Source organism: Blastococcus sp. TBT05-19, assembly GCF_003319095.1.
Lineage (GTDB): Bacteria > Actinomycetota > Actinomycetes > Mycobacteriales > Geodermatophilaceae > Blastococcus.
In genome coordinates this window covers 389,416-407,631 of record NZ_QOHI01000003.1, presented here as the reverse complement: position 1 = coordinate 407,631, position 18,216 = coordinate 389,416, and the positions used below count along the sequence as shown (strand labels likewise).

15 protein-coding genes are annotated in these 18,216 nt (G+C 74.6%); 3 read left to right on the top strand and 12 right to left on the bottom strand.

The window, feature by feature from the left end; all coding sequences use genetic code 11:
• Positions 1-42: 42 nt before the first annotated feature.
• Positions 43-435 (top strand): pyridoxamine 5'-phosphate oxidase family protein, encoded by a 393-nt coding sequence (locus tag DQ244_RS10960; protein ID WP_113811485.1) that lies wholly within the window; start codon positions 43-45, stop codon positions 433-435.
• 63 nt (positions 436-498) lie between these two features.
• Positions 499-996: a GNAT family N-acetyltransferase gene (locus DQ244_RS10955; protein ID WP_113811484.1), complete on the top strand. Its 498-nt coding sequence runs from the start codon at positions 499-501 to the stop codon at positions 994-996.
• 39 nt (positions 997-1,035) lie between these two features.
• Here the strand turns inward: DQ244_RS10955 and hpf are convergent, their stop codons facing one another.
• The 10 genes from hpf to DQ244_RS10905 all read right to left on the bottom strand — a co-directional run bounded on the left by hpf (position 1,036) and on the right by DQ244_RS10905 (position 13,342).
• Positions 1,036-1,722, bottom strand: a complete 687-nt coding sequence (hpf, locus tag DQ244_RS10950; RefSeq protein WP_113811483.1) for a ribosome hibernation-promoting factor, HPF/YfiA family — start codon at positions 1,720-1,722, stop codon at positions 1,036-1,038.
• Positions 1,723-1,761: 39 nt separating this feature from the next.
• Positions 1,762-2,553 carry a ComF family protein gene (locus tag DQ244_RS10945; protein WP_233491320.1) on the bottom strand — a complete coding sequence of 264 codons (792 nt, stop codon included), beginning with the start codon at positions 2,551-2,553 and terminating at the stop codon, positions 1,762-1,764.
• A gap of 68 nt (positions 2,554-2,621) precedes the next feature.
• Positions 2,622-4,352 (bottom strand): LpqB family beta-propeller domain-containing protein, encoded by a 1,731-nt coding sequence (locus DQ244_RS10940; protein WP_113811482.1) that lies wholly within the window; start codon positions 4,350-4,352, stop codon positions 2,622-2,624.
• Positions 4,349-6,070: an MtrAB system histidine kinase MtrB gene (gene mtrB / locus DQ244_RS10935; RefSeq protein ID WP_113811481.1), complete on the bottom strand. Its 1,722-nt coding sequence runs from the start codon at positions 6,068-6,070 to the stop codon at positions 4,349-4,351. Before mtrB ends, DQ244_RS10940 begins: the two co-directional genes overlap by 4 nt.
• A gap of 94 nt (positions 6,071-6,164) precedes the next feature.
• A complete protein-coding gene (gene mtrA, locus DQ244_RS10930; RefSeq protein ID WP_113811480.1) occupies positions 6,165-6,881 on the bottom strand; it encodes an MtrAB system response regulator MtrA in 717 nt (238 codons plus the stop codon).
• Positions 6,882-7,045: 164 nt separating this feature from the next.
• On the bottom strand, positions 7,046-8,530 hold the full coding sequence (gene ahcY / locus DQ244_RS10925) for an adenosylhomocysteinase (RefSeq protein WP_113811479.1): 1,485 nt from the start codon (positions 8,528-8,530) through the stop codon (positions 7,046-7,048).
• Between the two features lie 135 nt (positions 8,531-8,665).
• The gene (locus tag DQ244_RS10920) at positions 8,666-8,977 is read right to left on the bottom strand and encodes a hypothetical protein (RefSeq protein WP_113811478.1); all 312 of its coding nucleotides are present in this window, start codon (positions 8,975-8,977) and stop codon (positions 8,666-8,668) included.
• Positions 8,974-10,335, bottom strand: a complete 1,362-nt coding sequence (locus DQ244_RS10915) for a DUF1524 domain-containing protein (RefSeq protein ID WP_233491319.1) — start codon at positions 10,333-10,335, stop codon at positions 8,974-8,976. The genes DQ244_RS10920 and DQ244_RS10915 overlap by 4 nt, the downstream gene beginning before the upstream one ends.
• A 114-nt stretch (positions 10,336-10,449) precedes the next feature.
• On the bottom strand, positions 10,450-11,337 hold the full coding sequence (locus DQ244_RS10910) for a DUF1524 domain-containing protein (RefSeq protein WP_233491318.1): 888 nt from the start codon (positions 11,335-11,337) through the stop codon (positions 10,450-10,452).
• Positions 11,338-11,464: 127 nt separating this feature from the next.
• A complete protein-coding gene (locus DQ244_RS10905; RefSeq protein ID WP_199580344.1) occupies positions 11,465-13,342 on the bottom strand; it encodes a glycosyltransferase in 1,878 nt (625 codons plus the stop codon).
• 274 nt (positions 13,343-13,616) lie between these two features.
• Here DQ244_RS10905 and DQ244_RS10900 point away from each other — a divergent pair, with 274 nt between their 5' ends.
• Entirely contained in the window at positions 13,617-15,176 is a 1,560-nt protein-coding gene (locus DQ244_RS10900) for a hypothetical protein (RefSeq protein ID WP_113811476.1), read from the top strand.
• A gap of 28 nt (positions 15,177-15,204) precedes the next feature.
• Here DQ244_RS10900 and manA read toward each other — a convergent pair whose 3' ends face one another.
• The gene (gene manA, locus DQ244_RS10895; protein WP_113811475.1) at positions 15,205-16,380 is read right to left on the bottom strand and encodes a mannose-6-phosphate isomerase, class I; all 1,176 of its coding nucleotides are present in this window, start codon (positions 16,378-16,380) and stop codon (positions 15,205-15,207) included.
• A gap of 44 nt (positions 16,381-16,424) precedes the next feature.
• Positions 16,425-18,200 carry a glycerol-3-phosphate dehydrogenase/oxidase gene (locus DQ244_RS10890; protein ID WP_113811474.1) on the bottom strand — a complete coding sequence of 592 codons (1,776 nt, stop codon included), beginning with the start codon at positions 18,198-18,200 and terminating at the stop codon, positions 16,425-16,427.
• Positions 18,201-18,216 lie beyond the last annotated feature (16 nt).

Here is an 18,216-nt window from a genome sequence, read left to right as displayed (position 1 = left end):
GACCGTCCGCGGCACCACGCGTCCCATCCGTACGCTGCACCGATGGCGCGCGACCTCTCCGACCCCGGCCCCGGTCTGCTGCTGTTCTTCACCGAACGGCACCTCGCGACGCTGACCACGCTGCGCCCCGACGGCACCCCGCACGTGGTGCCGGTCGGCGTCACCTACGACGCCGCGACGCGCACCGCGCGGGTGATCACGTCGGGCACCTCGGCCAAGGCCCGGCACGTCCGCGACGGGCAGGCCCGCGTCGCCGTGTGCCAGGTCGACGGCCGCCGCTGGGCGACCCTGGAGGGATCGGCCGTGGTGCGGGACGACGCCGGCTCGGTCGCCGACGCGGTCGAGCGGTACGCGCAGCGGTACCGGCAGCCCCGCGAGAACCCGGCCCGCGTGGTCATCGAGATCTCGGTGGACCGCATCCTGGGCAACGCCTGAGGAAACACCCCGTCCCCCTCACCGCTCGCACGCTCGCGGCGAGCCTCTGGACGGGGCCGTCTCGTGCTGCGGCCCTACCGCCCCGGCGACGTCGACCAGGTGCACCGCGCCTGCCAGGACCCGCACATCCAGCGGTGGATCGGCCAGCTGCCGGTGCCCTACACGCGGGACTCGGCGAGGACGTTCGTCGAGGAGGTGGCGCCCGGTGAGCGCACCGAGGGGACCGGTCTGACCACCGCGGTCGAGGCGGCCGGTGACCTCGTCGGCTCCGCCGGCGCCTACCTGCGCCCGGGACGGCTCGGGCCGGAGATCGGCTACTGGATCGCGCCGTGGGCGCGCGGGCACGGCTACGCGGCGGAGGCCGCGCACGCCCTCGCCGAGTGGGCGCTGGGCCTGGGCGCGCCCCGGGTGCACCTGTTCGTCGACGTCGGCAACGCCGCATCCCAGGCCGTCGCGCGGCGCGCCGGCTTCCGGGACGAGGGTGTCGTGCGGGCCGCGCTGGAGCAGCGCGACGGCACCTGGCGGGACGCGGTGCTGTTCGGCCGGTTGCCCGGTGACTGACCTGGGCGGGGCGCGGCCGGCGGCCGCGCCCCGCCCAGGTCAGACCGTCGCCGGCTGCGCCACCGCGGCCGACGCCGGCACGGCGCCGTCCGCGGAGACGGGGTCGAGGCGGATCAGGCCGTAGTCGTAGGCGTGCCGGCGGTAGACGACCGTCGGCTGGCCGGTGTCGGCGCACTGGAAGAGGAAGAAGTCGTGGCCGACCAGCTCCATCTCGTGGAGCGCTTGGTCGACGGTCATCGGCGTCGCCGGGTGGTGCTTCTCCCGCACGACCTGACCGGGCAGGTGCTCGTCGAGCTCGGTGAGGTGCGGGCCGCCGGCCAGCTCGCGGTCGCGCTCCAGCTGCGCCTCGATGGCGAGCTCGGGAACGCCGGCGTCGAGGCCCGAGCCCGGCAGGCGGACGCTCTCCGGCGTCCGGCGGCCGTGGTGGACCCGGCGGCGGTCGGCCGCCCGGCGCAGCCGGTTGTCCAGCTTGCCGGAGGCCAGGTCGAGCGCCGCGTAGAAGTCCGGCCCGCAGGCCTCGGCGCGGACGACGGGGCCCTTGCCCCGCAGGGTGATCTCCACCCGCTGGCAGTTGGCCGACTGGCGGGGGTTCTTCTCGTGGAAGAGTTCCACGTCGATGCGCGAGAGCTTGGTGTCGAACCGCTCCAGCTGACCGACCTTGTCCTCCACGTGCTGCCGGTAGTGCTCGGGAACTTCGACGTTACGACCACGGACCACGATCTCCATGAGACCTCCCGGTTGGGACGGGCATTGGTCGCTTCGACGCTAGTCGCTCCTCCCCGGTCCCGACAGTCGATCGTGGTGCAGCTGAGGGACGTTCCGGACCCGGTACCCGTGCGACCCGGTAGCGCGCCCGGACGTCCCCGGGAGCGGCCTCGGGGTGGCGGCCACGACCGCCGCCAGCACCGGCGGCGCACCCCCCGCCGCGCCGCCGGCCAGCGCCTCCGCCGCGGCGCACAGCGTGGCGCCGGTCGTCACGACGTCGTCGACGAGCACCAGCAGCGCACCGGCCGGGAGCCGCCCGTCCGGGTGCTCGCCGACGAAGGTGCCGGCGAGGTTCGCCCGCCGCTGGACCGCCGTCAGGCCGGCGGAGTCGCGGACCCGGCCACGGCGGCGCAGCAGCCGGCGCTGCTCGGCGGCCACCCCCTGCGCCCGCAGCTCGGCGACCGCCCGGACGGTCAGCTCGCGGACGTGGTCCCGGCCGCGAGCGGCCAGCGCGGCGCGCGACCCCGGGACCGGGACCAGCACCACCGGCCGCGCCGGACCGGGCACGCCGGTGCGCACAGCGGCGACCGCGAGGGCCAGGGCGACGCCGAGCGGCCGGGCCAGCTCGGCCCGGCCGTGCTCCTTGAAGGCGTTGACGACCGGCCGGACCGCTCCGGCGTAGGCGCCGGCGGCCACCGTCGGCGGCAACCCCTCCGGGAACCGGCGGGGCTGGGCCAGGCGCGGCACGGTGAGCAGGACGGCGCACCGCGGGCACAGGCTCCGCCCCGGCACCCCGCAGCCCGCACAGGTGCGCGGCAGCACGAGGTCGGCCAGCGACGGGAACACGCCCATCGGGCCAGCGTGCCCGGCAACCGACCACCCCGACCGCTCGGGCCGTCCAGCTGTGGACGGCCTCCGGCTCACAGCGGGTAGAAGGGCGCCCCTCCGACGAGCGGCTCGGCGCCGCGGACGAGGGTGCTCCAGGTGCCGCCGGCGAGCCGCCACACCGTGCCGCCCGCGCTCACCAGGGCCGGTCGCGAGGGGGCCACCGCCAGGGCGGTCGGCTGGCTGGGCAGGCCGGACGTGCTGACCCGCGTCAGGTCCCAGCCGTCCACACCGACCGAGTAGGGCACGATCCGGTCCCGGCTCTCGTCGCCGGCCAGCACCAGCAGGCTGCTGCTGTCGCGCCAGCCGACGTCGATGACCTGGGCCAGCGTCGGTGCCGCCTCCCGGAGGTCGCGCAGCACGACGGCGCCGTCCGCGGGCGAGCGCACCACGGTGCCCACGTACAGCCGCCTGCCCTCCGGCCCGTCGATGACGACGGCGGCACGCACGCCGTCCGGGGACAGCTGCAGCACGTCGGTGCGGCCCAGCCCGGCCAGGGTCGGTGCGGTCACCGGCTGCGGCGGCGCTCCGGCGGGCACGCGCACCACCGTCGTGCCGTCCTGGACCACCCAGGCCTCGGCGCGGGTCCCGGGCACGGTCGGCGCGGTCAGCGAGGCACCGGAGAGGACCTCCGTCAGCGGGCCGTCGTACGGACCGGCGAGGAGCGTCGCCCCGGTCCCCTCCGGCCGCACCCCGGCGAGGAAGGAGAGCTGCCCGCTCCGGGGGTCGGCGGCGACGGCGGCGCTGGTCAGGCCGTAGACGCCCTCCCCCGCCGGCCCGGGGGTGGGCGCGCCCTCGACGGCGGTGCGCAGGCCGCCGGCGTCGATGTAGTGGCCCACGCCGTCGACCGGCACGGCGTCGGGGTCGAAGGACGCCCAGTCCTCGACCGTCTGCCGCTCCGGGATGCGCTCCGGCGACACCGGCTCGCCGTCCACCACGACGACGACGTCGCTGATCCGGCCGCCGCCCAGCTGCTGCAGCGACCAGACCAGCTGAGGGCAGACCTGGTCCAGCAGCGGCGAGTCCGCCGGCAGCCCGGTGAGCTCCACGGTGGCGGTGCCGTCCTCGACCACCACGGAGCGGCCCAGCTGCACCCCGTTGAGCGGGTTGGAGACGCCGGCGGCCAGGGCCGACGAGGGCCCGCCGAGCAGCCGCTCCACCAGCGCCGTGGGCTGGGCGTCGCCGACGACGAGGTAGCGCGGATCGGGGACGACGCGGGAGGCGGTGGGGTCGAGGAAGTAGGCCTGCACCTCGTCGTAGAGCCGCTGGAAGTCCGGCTGGAGCATGATCAGGCCGTCGGGTGGGTCGCTGATCCGCCACTCGCCGTCCACCTGGACCAGGCGGAACTCGCGGGTGAAGACCCCGCGGCCGGCGACGGTGAACACCCCCCGCGGATCGACCGTGCCGATGAGGTTGGCCGTGATGGACACCGTGCCGGCGTCGGTCGTGACGATCGCGTAGTCGGTGCCGATGACGCTGATGCCGGTCTCGTCGGACCAGGTCTCGGCCGCTTCGGGCGCGAGGTGCAGGCGGGCCACCGGGTGCCGGCGTGCCGTGCTGGCCGAGGCGTCGATGAACGTGCGCACGACCTCCTCGGCGATGGCGCCGGGCGCGGGGGGCAGCGGCTCGATGCCGACGGACTCCGCCGGCCGGACCGGTGCCTGCGGGATCTCCACCGTCGGCGAGCTGGTCGGGACCGTGGAGCAGGACGCGAGCGGGAGCAGCGCCGCGAGCAGGGCGCCCGCGAGCGCCCGGGACCGGCTCACCGCGGCACCCCCGGCCGTCGCAGCCGCACCGGGCGCAGCGGCAGGGGCGAGCTCGTCAGGTCGGTGCCCGCCACCAGCGGCAGGGTGAGCCGGAACTGGGCGCCCGCGCCGGGCTGGCCCCAGACCTGCAGCCAGCCACCGTGCAGGCGGGCGTCCTCCAGGCTGATCGAGAGGCCCAGCCCGCTGCCACCGACGGTGCGCACCCGCGAGGGGTCGGCCCGCCAGAACCGGTCGAACACGTGCTGCGCCTCCCCTGCGCTGAGCCCCACGCCGTGGTCGCGGACCGTCACCGCGGCGGCCGAGCGGTTCGAGGCGAGCGTGATCTCCACCGGGTGCCCCGCGCCGTGCTCGATCGCGTTGCCCACCAGGTTGCGCAGGATCCGCTCCACGCGGCGCGCGTCGGTCTCGGCGAGCACGCTCTCCGCGGGCACGGAGACCTGCAGCTCGCAGTCGTGCCGCCGCGCCAGGGCGCCCATGCCGTCCACGACCCGGCCCACGATCACGCCCAGGTCGGTGGGGGCGGCGTCCAGCACCGCGGCCCCGGCGTCGTAGCGGCTGATCTCCAGCAGGTCGGTGAGCAGGGCCTCGAACCGGTCGAGCTCGGTGTGCAGCAGCTCCGCCGACCGGGCCACGTGCGGGGCGAAGTCCTCGCGGGACTCGTGCAGCACCTCCGCCGCCATCTGCACGGTGGTCAGCGGCGTGCGCAGCTCGTGGGAGACGTCGGAGGTGAACCGCTGCTGGAGCTGGGACAGCCCCTCGAGCTGGGTGATCTGCCGCTGCAGGCTGTCGGCCATCGCGTTGAAGCTGGTGGCCAGCCGGGCCAGGTCGTCCTCGCCCCGCACGGCCATGCGTTCCTCGAGCTGCCCCTCGGCGAGGCGCTGCGCCGTCCCGGCCGCCCGCCGCACCGGGTCCACGACCAGCCGGGTGACAAGCACGGCGATCCCCACGACCAGGAGCGTGAGCGCCAGGCCGCTGATCACCACGGTGCTGCGGATGAGCGAGAGGCTCTCCTGCTCCTGCTGCAGGGGGAAGGAGTAGTACAGCTCGATCCGGTCGGGCGCCTGGTCGTCGCGCACCACCGGAGCGCCCACCAGCAGGGTCGGCCGCTCGGTGCCCGCGGCGTCCGGGATCACGTCGTACTTGGAGGCCTGGCTGCCGCCGTCGACGGCGGCCCGCAGCTCCTGGGGCAGCGACTCGTAGAGGGGACGCCGGGTCGTGGTGGTGCGGTCGGGGTTGCCCGGCCGGTAGACCATGACGACGTCGAAGTCACCGGCGGCGCCCCCGCGCTCGAGCAGGTTGTTCACCGTGCGGGTCAGGGTGGCCCGGACGCTGGCGGCATCGCCGGTCGCGATGCCGGTGACCTCGCTCTGCGCGTAGACCACCCCGGCCTGCACCTGGTCGATGGCGGCCTGCCGCTTGACGTCTAGCAGCTGGTCCCGGATCTGGCTGAACAGCACCAGGCTGACGATCACGACGACCGTGCCGGCGACCACCGTGGTGATGGCGCCGATCCGCACCTGCAGGGAGGACCGCCAGGCGTGCAGCGCGCGGGCGGCCAGCCGGCGGCTGTCGCGGCGCAGCTTCCGCCGCGCGCGGACCGCGCGCCGGCGCAGCTCCCGTCGTCGCCGGAGCAGCTCCTCGCGGCGCGAGCGGGCAGGGGCCGGTCCCCCGGTGGGCTCCGCGCCGGTGCCCGTCTCGGGAGAGCGGGTGGCGGTCACTGCCCCATTGTCGGTGAACCGGGGCGCGAAGCGGCGAGCCCACGCCCGGGAGCGCTCACGGGGCCGGATGGTTCGCTGCCGCGGACCGCTCCGCTCACGGCGGTCCGGCCTTGTAGCCGACCCCCCGCACCGTGAGGACGACCTCGGGCTTCTCGGGGTCGCGCTCGACCTTGGCCCGCAGCCGCTGGACGTGCACGTTGACCAGCCGGGTGTCGGCAGCGTGCCGGTAGCCCCACACCTGCTCCAGGAGCAGCTCGCGGGTGAAGACCTGGCGCGGCTTGCGGGCCAGCGCCACGAGCAGGTCGAACTCCAGCGGGGTCAGCGCGATCTGGGCGCCGTCCCGCGTGACCTGGTGCGCCGGCACGTCGATCTGCACCTCGCCGATGCTCAGGTTCTCGGCCTGCCCCGTCTCGCCGCGGCGCAGCTGCGCCCGGACGCGGGCGACCAGCTCGACGGGCTTGAACGGCTTGGTGACGTAGTCGTCGGCGCCGGCCTCCAGCCCCTGGACGACGTCGATCGTGTCGCCCTTGGCCGTGAGCATGACGATCGGCACCGTGGACTGCTGCCGGATGTCCTGGCAGATCTGCAGGCCGTTGCGGCCGGGCAGCATCAGGTCCAGGAGCACCAGGTCCGGCCGGGTCTGCTGGAAGACGCCCAGCGCCCGGTTGCCGTCGGAGACGAACGCGGGTTCGTACCCCTCACGGCGCAGCACGATGCCCAGCATCTCGGCGAGGGCGGCGTCGTCGTCGACGACGAGGACTCGGCCGCGAGCGGGCCCGTTCTGGGGAGCGGTGGGTGGCACGGCGACCATTCTGCGCTGATCGGGCAAGAAGTCGTCCCACCCGCCCGGGTGAGACCCCCCGTCCGGCGGGCCTTCCTGTTCCGGAAGGCCCGCCGTGGTGAGGGGATGGAACGGCCCGGCCGCAGGGACCCGCGGCGCGCGAAGCGTGTCGCGGGGAGCGGCCGGGTCCTTTTTCAGTAGCGGTAGTGGTCGCTCTTGTACGGGCCCTCGACCGGCACGCCGATGTAGTCGGCCTGCACCTTGGAGAGCTCGGTGAGCTTCACGCCCAGCGCGTCGAGGTGCAGCCGGGCCACGTGCTCGTCGAGCTTCTTCGGCAGCACGGTGACCGTGGGCTCCTGGCCCTCGTAGGCCGCCCGGTTGTTCCACAGCTCGATCTGGGCGAGCACCTGGTTGGAGAACGAGGCGCTCATGACGAAGCTGGGGTGCCCGGTGGCGTTGCCCAGGTTCAGCAGCCGGCCCTCGGAGAGCAGGATGATCGTGTGGCCGTCGGCGAACCGCCACTCGTCGACCTGCGGCTTGATCGTCGTGCGCTCGATGCCCGGGGTGCGGGCGAGGCCGGCGACGTCGATCTCGTTGTCGAAGTGCCCGATGTTGCCGATGATCGCCTGGTGCTTGGTCCGGCTCAGCTGGTCGGCGCTGATGATGTCCTTGTTGCCGGTGGCGGTGATGATGATGTCGGCCTTGCCGATGACCTCGTCGAGCGTGGTCACCTCGTAGCCGTGCATCGCCGCCTGGAGGGCGTTGATCGGGTCGATCTCGGTGACGATGACCCGGGCGCCCTGGCCGCGGAGCGACTCCGCGCAGCCCTTGCCGACGTCGCCGTAGCCGCAGACGACGGCGACCTTGCCGCCGATCATCACGTCGGTGGCGCGGTTGATGCCATCGATCAGCGAGTGCCGGCAGCCGTAGAGGTTGTCGAACTTGCTCTTGGTGACCGAGTCGTTGACGTTGATCGCCGGGAAGAGGAGCCGGCCGTCGCGGGCGAGCTCGTAGAGCCGCATGACGCCGGTGGTGGTCTCCTCGGTGACGCCGGCGATGCCCTGGCCGATGCGGGTCCAGTAGTCCTTGCTCTCGGCCAGCGAGCCGCGGAGCGTCTCGAGGATGACGCCGTACTCCTCGGAGTCGGCGTCGGTGGTGTCGGGGACGACGCCGTCGGCCTCGAAGCGGGTGCCGAGGTGGATGAGCAGGGTGGCGTCGCCGCCGTCGTCGAGCAGCATGTTCGGGCCGACGATCTCGCCCGAGGAGTCGCGGAACTCGAACAGGCGCTGGGTGCACCACCAGTACTCGGGCAGCGTCTCGCCCTTCCAGGCGAAGACCGGCACGCCGGCGGGCTGCTCGGGGGTGCCGTCGCCGACGACGATCGCGGCCGCGGCGTGGTCCTGGGTGGAGAAGATGTTGCAGCTGACCCAGCGGACCTCGGCGCCGAGCGCGGTGAGCGTCTCGATGAGGACGGCGGTCTGCACGGTCATGTGCAGCGAGCCGGCGATGCGGGCGCCGGCCAGGGGCTGCTCGTCGCCGTACTCGGCGCGCAGGGCCATGAGGCCGGGCATCTCGTGCTCGGCGAGCTGGATCTCCTTGCGGCCGAACGGCGCGAGGGAGAGGTCGGCGACCTTGAAGTCGCCGTCGGTCAGCGTGCGGGTGCCAGTGCTGGCGGTCATGTCGCTCCAGTGTCCGCGCCCGGCCAGGAACCGGCGGACGCTACGGGGTCGTCTGAGAGAGCGAGCATGCCGAGGCTTCGGCGGGGCTCGTGCCGGCGTCCAGCTTAGCCGCGCGGCCCCGGGGACGGCCCGCACTCAGCCGTCGCGCTCGTGGTCGCCCCGGTACCCGTGCTGGTGACGGCGCAGGCGCGCCATGTCGCTGCGCCGGCCCGGTCGGGCGGTCAGGCTGGCGACGAGGACGAACGCCAGGAGCGCGATCGCGGTGATCCACCCCTGCCACGTGCCGCCCGAGAAGTACGCGCCGAGGGGCAGCAGGACGACGACCAGGGCGAGGTAGGCCCGTCCCCAGGGTCCGGAGCGCCACTCCCCCCAGTAGGGGTTCGTGTCCGTCCACCACCGTCTCGAGAAGGGCGGTGGGTCGGAGGACTCGACGTCGTGACCGGTCATTCGCAGGCGATGCCGTCGCCGTCGCGGTCGAACTTGTCCTGCCAGCCCGGCGCTCCTCGGTGGATGGGAGCCGCGCCGGCGGCCTTCACGGCCGTGCAGTTCGCGTACACGGGCGCCGACGGCACAGGAGCGGGCGCCGGGGCCGGGGCGGGTGCAGGAGCGGGGGCGGGCGCGGGCGCGGGCGCGGGCGCGGGCCGGGGAGCCGGGGCCGGGGCCGGCGCGACAGCCGGGGCGGGAGCCGGGGCGGGAGCCGGCGCGGGGGCGGGAGCGCGCTCGGGCAGCGCCGCCACCACGCCGCCGGGCAGCGGCTCGCCGGGGCAGGTGCTGAGCACCGTGGCCATCGTGTTCTTCTCCGCCTGGGTCACCCAGACCCCGTAGGTGACCTTGACCGCCACCTGCCGGGCGACGTAGGCGCACCGGAACGACGTCGTCGGCGGCAGCCAGGTGGCGGCGTCGCCGTCGCCCTTCTGCATGTTCAGCGGTCCGTCGACGGCGAGCAGGTTCAGCGGATCGTTGGCGAAGCGCACCCGCTGGTCGGTCGACCAGCCCTGGGCGCCCTTCTGCCAGGCGTCCGAGAGCGCCACCACGTGGTCGATCTGCACGGCCTCGCTGGTGCCCTGCCCCCGGGTGAACGCGATGTCCCGGCCGGAGTAGGGATCGGCCAGCGAGCCGGAGAGCACCACGCAGCTGCGGGTGCCCGGCTTGTACGTCTCACCGGTCAGGTCGCGGGTCAGCACGTCGTTGCGGGTGTCGCAGCCGTTGCGGTCGGTGTCCACCCAGCCGGAGCCGAAGAGATCGCGGTCGTAGCCGGTGCGCGGTGCCCGGCCCTTGACCTTTAGCGCCGCCAGCGCGGCGAGCGCCGAGGTCGGGGACGCCGTGCCCACGACGGCGTCGGCGCTGGTCGGGTTGAGCACGCCGGCGGCCGACGCGATGCGGTCGGCCTGGACAGCGGTCTCGGCGGTCTCGGCCTCGGCGAGCGCCGCGTCGGCGGCCGCCGCTGCGGCCTCGAGCTCGGCCGCGCTGAGCGTGGGCTCCGCCTGCTGCTCCTCCTCCACCTCCTGCGCCTCGGAAGTCGACGCTGTCGGCTCGGTGCCGGGCATGGTCGCGCCACCCACGAGCACCGCGACCAGGCCGGCGGCTGCGACGGTCCCGGCGGCGCGGCGGCTGGCGATGAAGGCCCAGCGCGCGTGCCCGAGGAGTGCCGCGCCGACACCGAGAACCAGGACGACCAGCCCGGCCATGACCAGCGCGCCCGGAGCTCCGCCGGAGGCGGCACCGGCCACGACGAGGACCAGGGCGAGCGCGGCGGCTCCAGCGAGGGCCACCCGGCGTCGACCGGTGACAGGTGCAGCGGACACGGTTACTCCCCCGGGCGAGACGACAGCGCTCCGGAACGTAGGCGCGGCCACCGCCCCGGTACGCCGCGACACGCAACCCGCGAGGGAACTGCCGAGGTCAGGACCGCGTGCGCCTCACGACTCGCATCCCACACCGTCGCCGTCGCCGTCGAACGCGTCCGAGAAGCCGGGCTCACCGCGGCGGATCGGGGCGGCGCCGGCAGCCCGCACGGCCGCGCAGTCGGCGTAGGTCACCGCCGCGGGTCCGGACGGCGGGAGGACCGCCGGGCCGGTGCCGCCGTCCGGCAGCGGCTCCGCCGGGCACTCCGCCAGGACGTCGGCCATCGCCTGCCGCTCCGCCTGGGTCACCCACAGTCCGTAGGTCACCTTGACCGCGATCTGACGCGCGACGTAGGCGCACCGGAACGACGTCGTCGGCGGCAGCCAGGTGGCGGCGTCGCCGTCGCCCTTCTGCATGTTCAGCGGCCCGTCGACGGCGAGCAGGTTCAGCGGATCGTTGGCGAACGCCACGCGCCGGTCGGTGTCCCAGCCCTGCGCCCCTTTCTGCCACGCGTCCGACAGCGCCACCACGTGGTCGATCTGCACGGCCTCGCTGGTGCCCTCCCCGCGCACGAACTCGATGACCGACCCCGAGTACGGATCGGCCAGCGTGCCGGACTGCACCACGCAGTCCCGGGCACCCGGCCGGAAGGTCTCGGCCGTCAGATCGCGCGCCAGGACGTCGTTGCGGGTGTCGCAGCCGTTGCGGTCGGTGTCCACCCAGCCGTCGCCGAAGTTCTCCCGCTCGTAGCCGGTGCGCGGCGCGCGCCCCTTCACCTCGACCTGCTCCAGGGCGGCCAGCGCGGAGCCGGCGGGCGGTGGCCCGCTGTCGGACGAGAGCGGGGCCGGCGCACCGCTCTCCGACAGGTCGATCTCGCCGCAACCGGCCGACGCGGCCGCGAGGCCGAGCACCAGGGTCACGACGGCGAGGCGGCGTGACCGGAAGCTGGTTCGGTCGTGCACGGGCTCCCCCACCGGCCGGAACTGCTCGTGCCCCGACGCTAGGCCGGTGCCGCGGCCGAGGTGCGGCGCAACGCCGTCGGACGGTCCGACCGGGGTCGGTGCTCCGCGCCGGGCGCCACCGCCCGCTCTACCTCGATTCGAAGAGCCGGCTCCAGGTCTGCCGGTCCGACAGCTCCGGCAGCGCGGCCCGCCAGCGGTCCCGGGCGCCTCCGCCCTCCCGCACGAGCCGCCACAGCACCGTGCCGCCCTCGCGGGCCAGGCGCACCATGGTGTCGCGGTCGAACCGGCGCAGCCGGACGCCTTCCTGCGACGGGTCGGTGACCACCGCGGTCTCGAACAGCGAGACGTGCCACCAGTGCGCGTCGGCCGCGCTGACGGCGGCCGTCCCGCGCGTCCGCCGCCGCAGCTGGGTGACGATGCGCTTGGCCAGCACCGCGCGCGGCATGGACGGGTTGCCACCGGGCGCCGTCCGCTTCATGTCCACCGAGCGCACGCCGGGCACCGCCGACGCGGGGTGGTTCGCCGTCTCGGGGTGCTCGGCCCAGAGCTTGCGCACGGCCGCGGCCGTCTCCGTCCCTCCGTCGGCCAGCGACTCCGGCCCGCGCAGGAAGTCCTCGACCGCGCGGATGAGCAGGGCGGCCAGGCCGTAGCGCATGGACACCAGGGCGTCGATGAGCTGCCGGGCCAGGTGGTCGGTGATGCGCCGGCGATCGAAGTCGCTGTGCAGCGCGCTGGTGATCAGCGAGTTCCGGTAGCTGAAGTAGCGCGACCAGTCGTCCCAGTTCTTCCAGGAGAAGTCCGCGTGCCACACACCGGCGCCCGGCAACGTCACGGTCGGGAAACCGGCGGCCCGGGCACGCAGGCCGTACTCGATGTCGTCCCACTGGAAGAAGACCGGCAGCGGGTATCCGATCCGGGAGACGACCTCGGACGGGATCATGCAGGTCCACCACGCGTTGTAGTCACCGTCGATGCGCAGGTCCTGCTGCTGCTCGGTGACGTCGGCGTTGGTCAGGGCGTCGGGCACCGGCTGGCCGGCCCGCAGGATGGCGAGGTTCGCCGCTTCCGCGCCGACGTGCAGGCGGTCGGGGTGGAGCAGGTTGAGCATCTGCCCACCGACGAGGATCGGCTCGTCGGCCCGGTCGGCCAGCGCCCGCAGGCGGACGACGGTGTCCGGCTCGAGCCGGATGTCGTCATCCATGAGCAGCAGGTTGACCCGCTCGACGGTCTCGTTGCGGACGGCCTCGTAGATGCCCCGCGTGAAGCCGCCGGCACCGCCGAGGTTCGGCTGGCGCACGTACCGCAGCACGGGACCGAGCGCGGCCTGGACGTCCGCGAAACCGGGCCGGCTCTCGACGGTGTCGGTGCCCTGGTCGACGACGTAGACGGCGGCCAGCTCATCGGCGACGGCGCGGTCGGCCGCGAGGGTCTGCAGCGTGGCCAGGCAGTCGTCGGCCCGGTTGTAGGTGCAGATGACGACGGCGGTGGCCCGGCGCGGCTTGAGGGCCGCCACCGACCAGCGGATGCTCTCGGCGGTCATGCCGGCCGTGCTCGTCTCGAGCTCGACCCACATCGCGCCGCCGTCGACGAAGCGGTCGAGCGGCAGCGTGAGCGTCACCTGCTCCTCGTGCCCGTCGACCACCTCGTGCGTGGTCAGGGTGCGGGGGGTGCCGAAGCTGTCGGAAGCCATGACGCGGAGCAGGCCCGTGCCGCTGAGCACCGCCTCCAGCTCCACCGAACGCGCGGAGGTCCAGCGCTGCCAGTATGAGGCCGGGAAGCGGCCGAAGTAGGTGTTCGTCGACACGATGGCGTGGCCGTCGAGGACGACCTTGTCGCGCTCGCAGACCGCGACGCCGCGGGTCGGGGAGCTGTACATCTCCGCGGGGACGTCGGCGGTGGGACCGGCGAAGAGCGTGCGCTGGGCGAGCAGCCGGCTCGCGCCCGGCTCGGGCCGGACGGTGGGGGCGGGAGCGGCAGTGACCTGCGGCTGCGTGGTTATCGCCAAGGATGACCTCCGGTGAGCGCGTACATCCGCGCCAACGTATGCCGATCCCGGACGGTCCGCGCTCTCAGCGGGGACGGTCGACGGCGACCCGCGGTGACGACCACGGCACGTGACGACCCGGCCCGCGTGCGTCACCGGCTCGCCTCTCGGCCCGCGGTGGGGGGACGCTCGACCAGGTACCGCCGCACCCGCCGGGGGACCGTAGGGCCGGAGCGCGGCCCGACCGCGTCCGTCCCACCACCCTGCAGGACCTGACGTGAGGAGCCCGCGCCCCGTGGCCACCGTCGCAGCGCTCGACCCGCCCGCCACCACCGTCGCCCCTGGGCCACGTCGCCGGTGGCTGGACGGCCTCGGCTGGGCCACGCCGGGAGCGCTGGTCGGGGCACTGGTCGCCTACGTCTCCCACGAGGGGCTCATCGACGACGTCTACATCACGCTCGGCTACGTCCAGAACCTGGCCGCGGACCTGCACTGGGGTCTGATCCCGACCGAGACGACGAACACGGCGACCTCACCGCTCAACGTCGTGCTGCTGGCCCTGGCCACCGCGCTGGTCCGGGTGGTGACCGGCGAACTGCGGCCGGTGGTGGGCCTGGGCCTGCTCACCGTCGTCCTCTCCGCCGCGATGTCGCTGTGGGCGGCGCGGGCCGCCCGGGGCCTCGGCATCTCCCCCGCCTGGTCCCTGGCGGTGCTGGCGCTGGTGTTCGCCAACCCGTTCGTCAACTCCTCCATCGGGATGGAGGTCCTGCTCACCGCCGCGCTGATGACCGGGCTCCTCGACGAGGCCGTGCGCGGTCGCCGCGTCGCCTTCGGCGTGTTCGCGGGGCTGCTCGTCCTGACCCGGCTGGACATCGGCGTCGTCGTCGCGGCGGTCTTCCTGCTCACCCCGGCCCTGCGCCGTCGGCTGTGGGTGTCCCCGCTGGTGGGCCTCGCGGTGGCGTTCCCCTGGTTCGCGTTCAGCTGGTGGTTCCTGGGATCGGCGATCCCCACCAGCTTCGTGATCAAGACGCTGCAGCGTTCCTTCGGGGACATCACCTTCGCCAACGGCTGGCTGGAGTTCTGGTCCGGCGACCAGGGGCCCGCCGTCTCGATGGCCGTCGTACCGGCCCTGATCGGCGTCCTGGTCACCGCGGTGCTGCTCGTCGTCGGGCTGCGCCGCCGCCTGCCCGCGCACGTGTGGCCGGTGGCCGGGCTGGGGGTCGGCGGGCTCGCCCACTTCGGCGCCTACTGCCTGCTCCACGTGCCGCCGTACCACTGGTACTACGTGCCCTCGACCGTCGCCCTGGGCCTGACCGCCCTGCTCGGGCTGGCCCTGCTGCTCCGCCGGGTGCGCAGCGACCGGCCCGGCGGCGTGCCGGCGCACGCCGCTCCGGTCCTCGTCGCGGCGCTGGTCGCCGGCCTGGCCGTCGTCACCGTCGCCGGGCGTGGGTTCCCGTGGACCCACCCCGTCATCTTCGGCAACTGGGCGCTCCCGCCGTCCTACCTCGAGCTCGGCGAGGAGGTCGGCGAACTGGTCGGGGACGGCACGGTGGCGTCGACCCCGGAGATCGGAACGGTCGCCTACGCCTGCGACTGCTCGGTCGTGGACGTCTTCTCCGACCCGGGGCTCGCCGTTCCCCTCATCCAGGAGCGGATCGACCAGGCCTCCCCCGTGACCCGCTTCATCCTCCGGGCGAACTTCTACCGGCTGGACTTCGAGGACCAGCCGCGCGAGCTCGACTACCGCCTCGTGTGGCAGCCGGGGGTCGTCGAGGTGCCCGAGGGCCTCCCGTCGTGGGAGACGTACGCGCCTGGCTACGGCCCGGCGACGGTCTGGCTGGAACGGATCCCCTGACCCGGGCCGGGAGGCGGACCGCGGCCGGTCAGCCGACGTTCGTCGTCGCCCGGTAGAGGACTGCCGGGCCGCGGGCACTGACCGGGGCGCCGGCGGGGACGAAGGCCGACCGCCCCTTCCCGAGGGTGAGCGAGCCGTCCGCGGTGGCCAGCTCGGCGGTGCCGTCCGTGCAGAGGAGCAGCTGCGGGCCGCGGGTGGTGAGGGTTCCCGACTGCTCGTCGAGGGAGACCCGGGTGAGGTCGAAGTCCGCGACCGGCACCGGGTAGCGCAGCCCGCCGGGGCCGAGCACCGGGTGGATCACCGGGACCCGGCCGTCGCTGAAGTCCAGCACCTCGATCAGCGCGGCCAGGTCGACGTGCTTCGCCGTCAACCCGCCGCGCAGCACGTTGTCGGAGCTGGCCATGACCTCGACGCCGGCACCCGAGAGGTAGGCGTGCAGGTTGCCCGCCGGGAGGAAGACCGCCTCACCGGGCGAGAGCTTCAGGTGGTTGCACATCAGCGAGATGACGACGCCGGGGTCGCCCGGGTAGGTCTCGGCCAGGGTGGCCGCCCACCGGTAGGTGTTGATGAACTCCGGGTCGTGCGCCGCGACGAAGCGGGCCGCCGCGGTGGCCACCGCCGACACGAGCTCCGACCGCCGGTCCTGCGGGAGCGCAAGCAGCTGCGGCACGGCCGCCCGCAACCCGCCGCGGGCGAGCGCGGCGATGGTCGGCTTGAGCTCGGGGACCTGCAGCTTGGCCAGGCAGTGCAGCGACTCCTCGACGGGCCGGAACCCGCACAGCGCCTCGAAGGTGGTCAGCGCCAGCAGCAGCTCGGGCTTGTGGAAGGGGTCCTTGAACGTCCGCGTCGGGTCGTCGTGCGCGATCCCGGCGGCCTCCTCGGCGGCGTACCCGATCTCGGCCTGCTCGGTGGTCGGGTGCGCCTGCAGGGACAGCGGCCTGTCCGCGGCGAGCACCTTCAGCAGGAACGGCAGCCGGGCGCCGAACCGCTCGACGACGGTCGCCCCGAGCAGGGCCTCGGGCTCGGCCGCGATCGCCTTGTCCAGCGGACGGCCGTCGGACAGCACGCTCGGCTCGTCGGGGTGCGCCCCGACCCACAGCTCGGCGTGCGGCCGGTCGGCCGGCACGGGCTCGCCGAGGAGGTCGGGGATGACGGTCCGGCTACCCCAGGGGTAGTAGCGGATGCCGTTGCTCAGCTGCCACATCGTGGTCGCAGGTTACGGGTGACCTGCCTGCTCAGGAACGCCCGTCACCCTCCGGAGGCAGCGGCGCTCCCCCGGACCGCCGCACGCACGTCGGGCGCGCCGAGCCGGGCGGCGTCGGCGGTCCGGTCGTCCGGCATCCGCTGCGACTCGCGCTCGGCCGCCACCCGGGCCTCGTAGTGCGCGATCTCGCGGGCGAGGAAGTCGTCCTGCCAGCCGTGCACGGTCGCCATGAGGCGCGCGACCTCCGGGGCGGACTCCACCCCGCGGTGCGGCGTCTCGATGGAGATGCGGGTCCGCCGGGTGAGGACGTCGTCCAGGTGCAGCGCACCCTCGGCGGTCACCGCGTGCACCACCTCGGCGGCCAGGTGCCCGGGAGCCCCGGGCAACGAGCGGCCCAGCGAGGGGTCGGCCCGCACCAGGTCCAGGACAGCGGTCACCTGGTCGCCGTGCCGGTGCAGCAGCCGCTCGACGGCGTCCTCGGCCAGGCCGTGCTCCGCGGCGAGCTCGGCCGCCCGGTCGCGCACCTCGGTCCAGCGGCGGGCCCCCACCAGCGGCAGCTCCGCGGTGCACGAGGCGGGTGCGCCGGGCAGCCCCTCGACGGCGGCGTCGACGGCGTCGGCGGCCATCACCCGGTACGTCGTGTACTTGCCGCCGGCCACCAGCACCAGGCCCGGCACCGGCACGACGACGGCGTGCTCGCGGGAGAGCCGGCTGGTCTCGTCGGACTCCCCCGCCAGCAGCGGTCGCAGCCCGGCGTAGACGCCGACGATGTCGTCGGCCGTCAGCGGCGCCCTGAGCACCCGGTTGACCTGGTCGAGCAGGTAGTCGATGTCCGCGCTGCTGGCCGCCGGGTGGTCGCGGTCCAGCGTCCACGGGGTGTCGGTGGTGCCGACGATCCACTGGTCGGCCCACGGGATCACGAAGAGCACGCTCGTCGGGGTGCGCAGGATCAGCCCGTGCTGCCCGACGTCCCCGCCGTCGATCGCCGCGCGGGGCACGAGGATGTGCACGCCCTTGGAGGCCCGCACCTTCAGGCTGGGCGCCGACGTGCCGAGCATCGCGCCGACGTCGTCGCTCCAGACACCGGTCGCGGCGATCACGCTGCGGGCCCGCACGGTGAACGTGGAGCCGTCGGTGAGGTCGGCGACCCGCGCCCCGACGACCGGCGCGTCCGATCTGTCGCCGTCGCGCAGGAGCTCCACGACGCGGGCGCTGGAGAGCGCGGCGGCGCCGTAGCCGGCGGCGGTGCGCACCACCGCGAGGGTGTGGCGGGCGTCGTCGACCTGCGCGTCGTAGTAGCGGATCGCCCCGCGCACCGCGTCCCGCCGCAGGGCCGGGAACGTCTTCAGCACGGCCCGGCGGGAGAGGTGGCGGTGGCGCGGAATGGCGCGGTCGCGGGCGAAGGCCGCCCCCATCGCGTCGTACAGGGCGACGCCGGCGCCGTAGTAGGCGCGCTGCCACACCGGCGCGGTCAGCGGCAGCAGGAAGGGCAGCGGGCGGACCAGGTGGGGCGCGATGGTGCGGACCAGCCGCGCGCGCTCCTTGAGGGCCTCGTGCACCAGCGGGAAGGCCATCTGCTCGAGGTAGCGCAGGCCGCCGTGGATGAGCTTGCTGGACCGGCTGGACGTGCCGGCCGCCCAGTCCCGGGCCTCCAGCAGGCCCACCGAGAGCCCGCGGCTGGCGGCGTCGAGCGCGGCGCCCGCGCCGGTGACACCACCCCCGATGACGAGCACGTCGACGACGCCGTCGGCCAGACGGGCCCGATCGGCCCGCCGGCGCTCCGGCGACAACTGGGTGCGGTCGGTGTCCCCCGGGTGCATGCCCCTACTGTCCCCC

Excerpts from the sequence above, each read along its gene's own strand:
- hpf (WP_113811483.1), bottom strand. The coding sequence starts at position 1,722 with ATGGAGATCGTGGTCCGTGGTCGTAACGTCGAAGTTCCCGAGCACTAC.
- DQ244_RS10920 (WP_113811478.1), bottom strand. The coding sequence starts at position 8,977 with ATGACCGGTCACGACGTCGAGTCCTCCGACCCACCGCCCTTCTCGAGA.
- DQ244_RS10960 (WP_113811485.1), top strand. The coding sequence starts at position 43 with ATGGCGCGCGACCTCTCCGACCCCGGCCCCGGTCTGCTGCTGTTCTTC.
- DQ244_RS10945 (WP_233491320.1), bottom strand. The coding sequence starts at position 2,553 with ATGGGCGTGTTCCCGTCGCTGGCCGACCTCGTGCTGCCGCGCACCTGT.
- ahcY (WP_113811479.1), bottom strand. The coding sequence starts at position 8,530 with ATGACCGCCAGCACTGGCACCCGCACGCTGACCGACGGCGACTTCAAG.
- mtrA (WP_113811480.1), bottom strand. The coding sequence starts at position 6,881 with ATGGTCGCCGTGCCACCCACCGCTCCCCAGAACGGGCCCGCTCGCGGC.
- DQ244_RS10890 (WP_113811474.1), bottom strand. The coding sequence starts at position 18,200 with ATGCACCCGGGGGACACCGACCGCACCCAGTTGTCGCCGGAGCGCCGG.
- manA (WP_113811475.1), bottom strand. The coding sequence starts at position 16,380 with ATGTGGCAGCTGAGCAACGGCATCCGCTACTACCCCTGGGGTAGCCGG.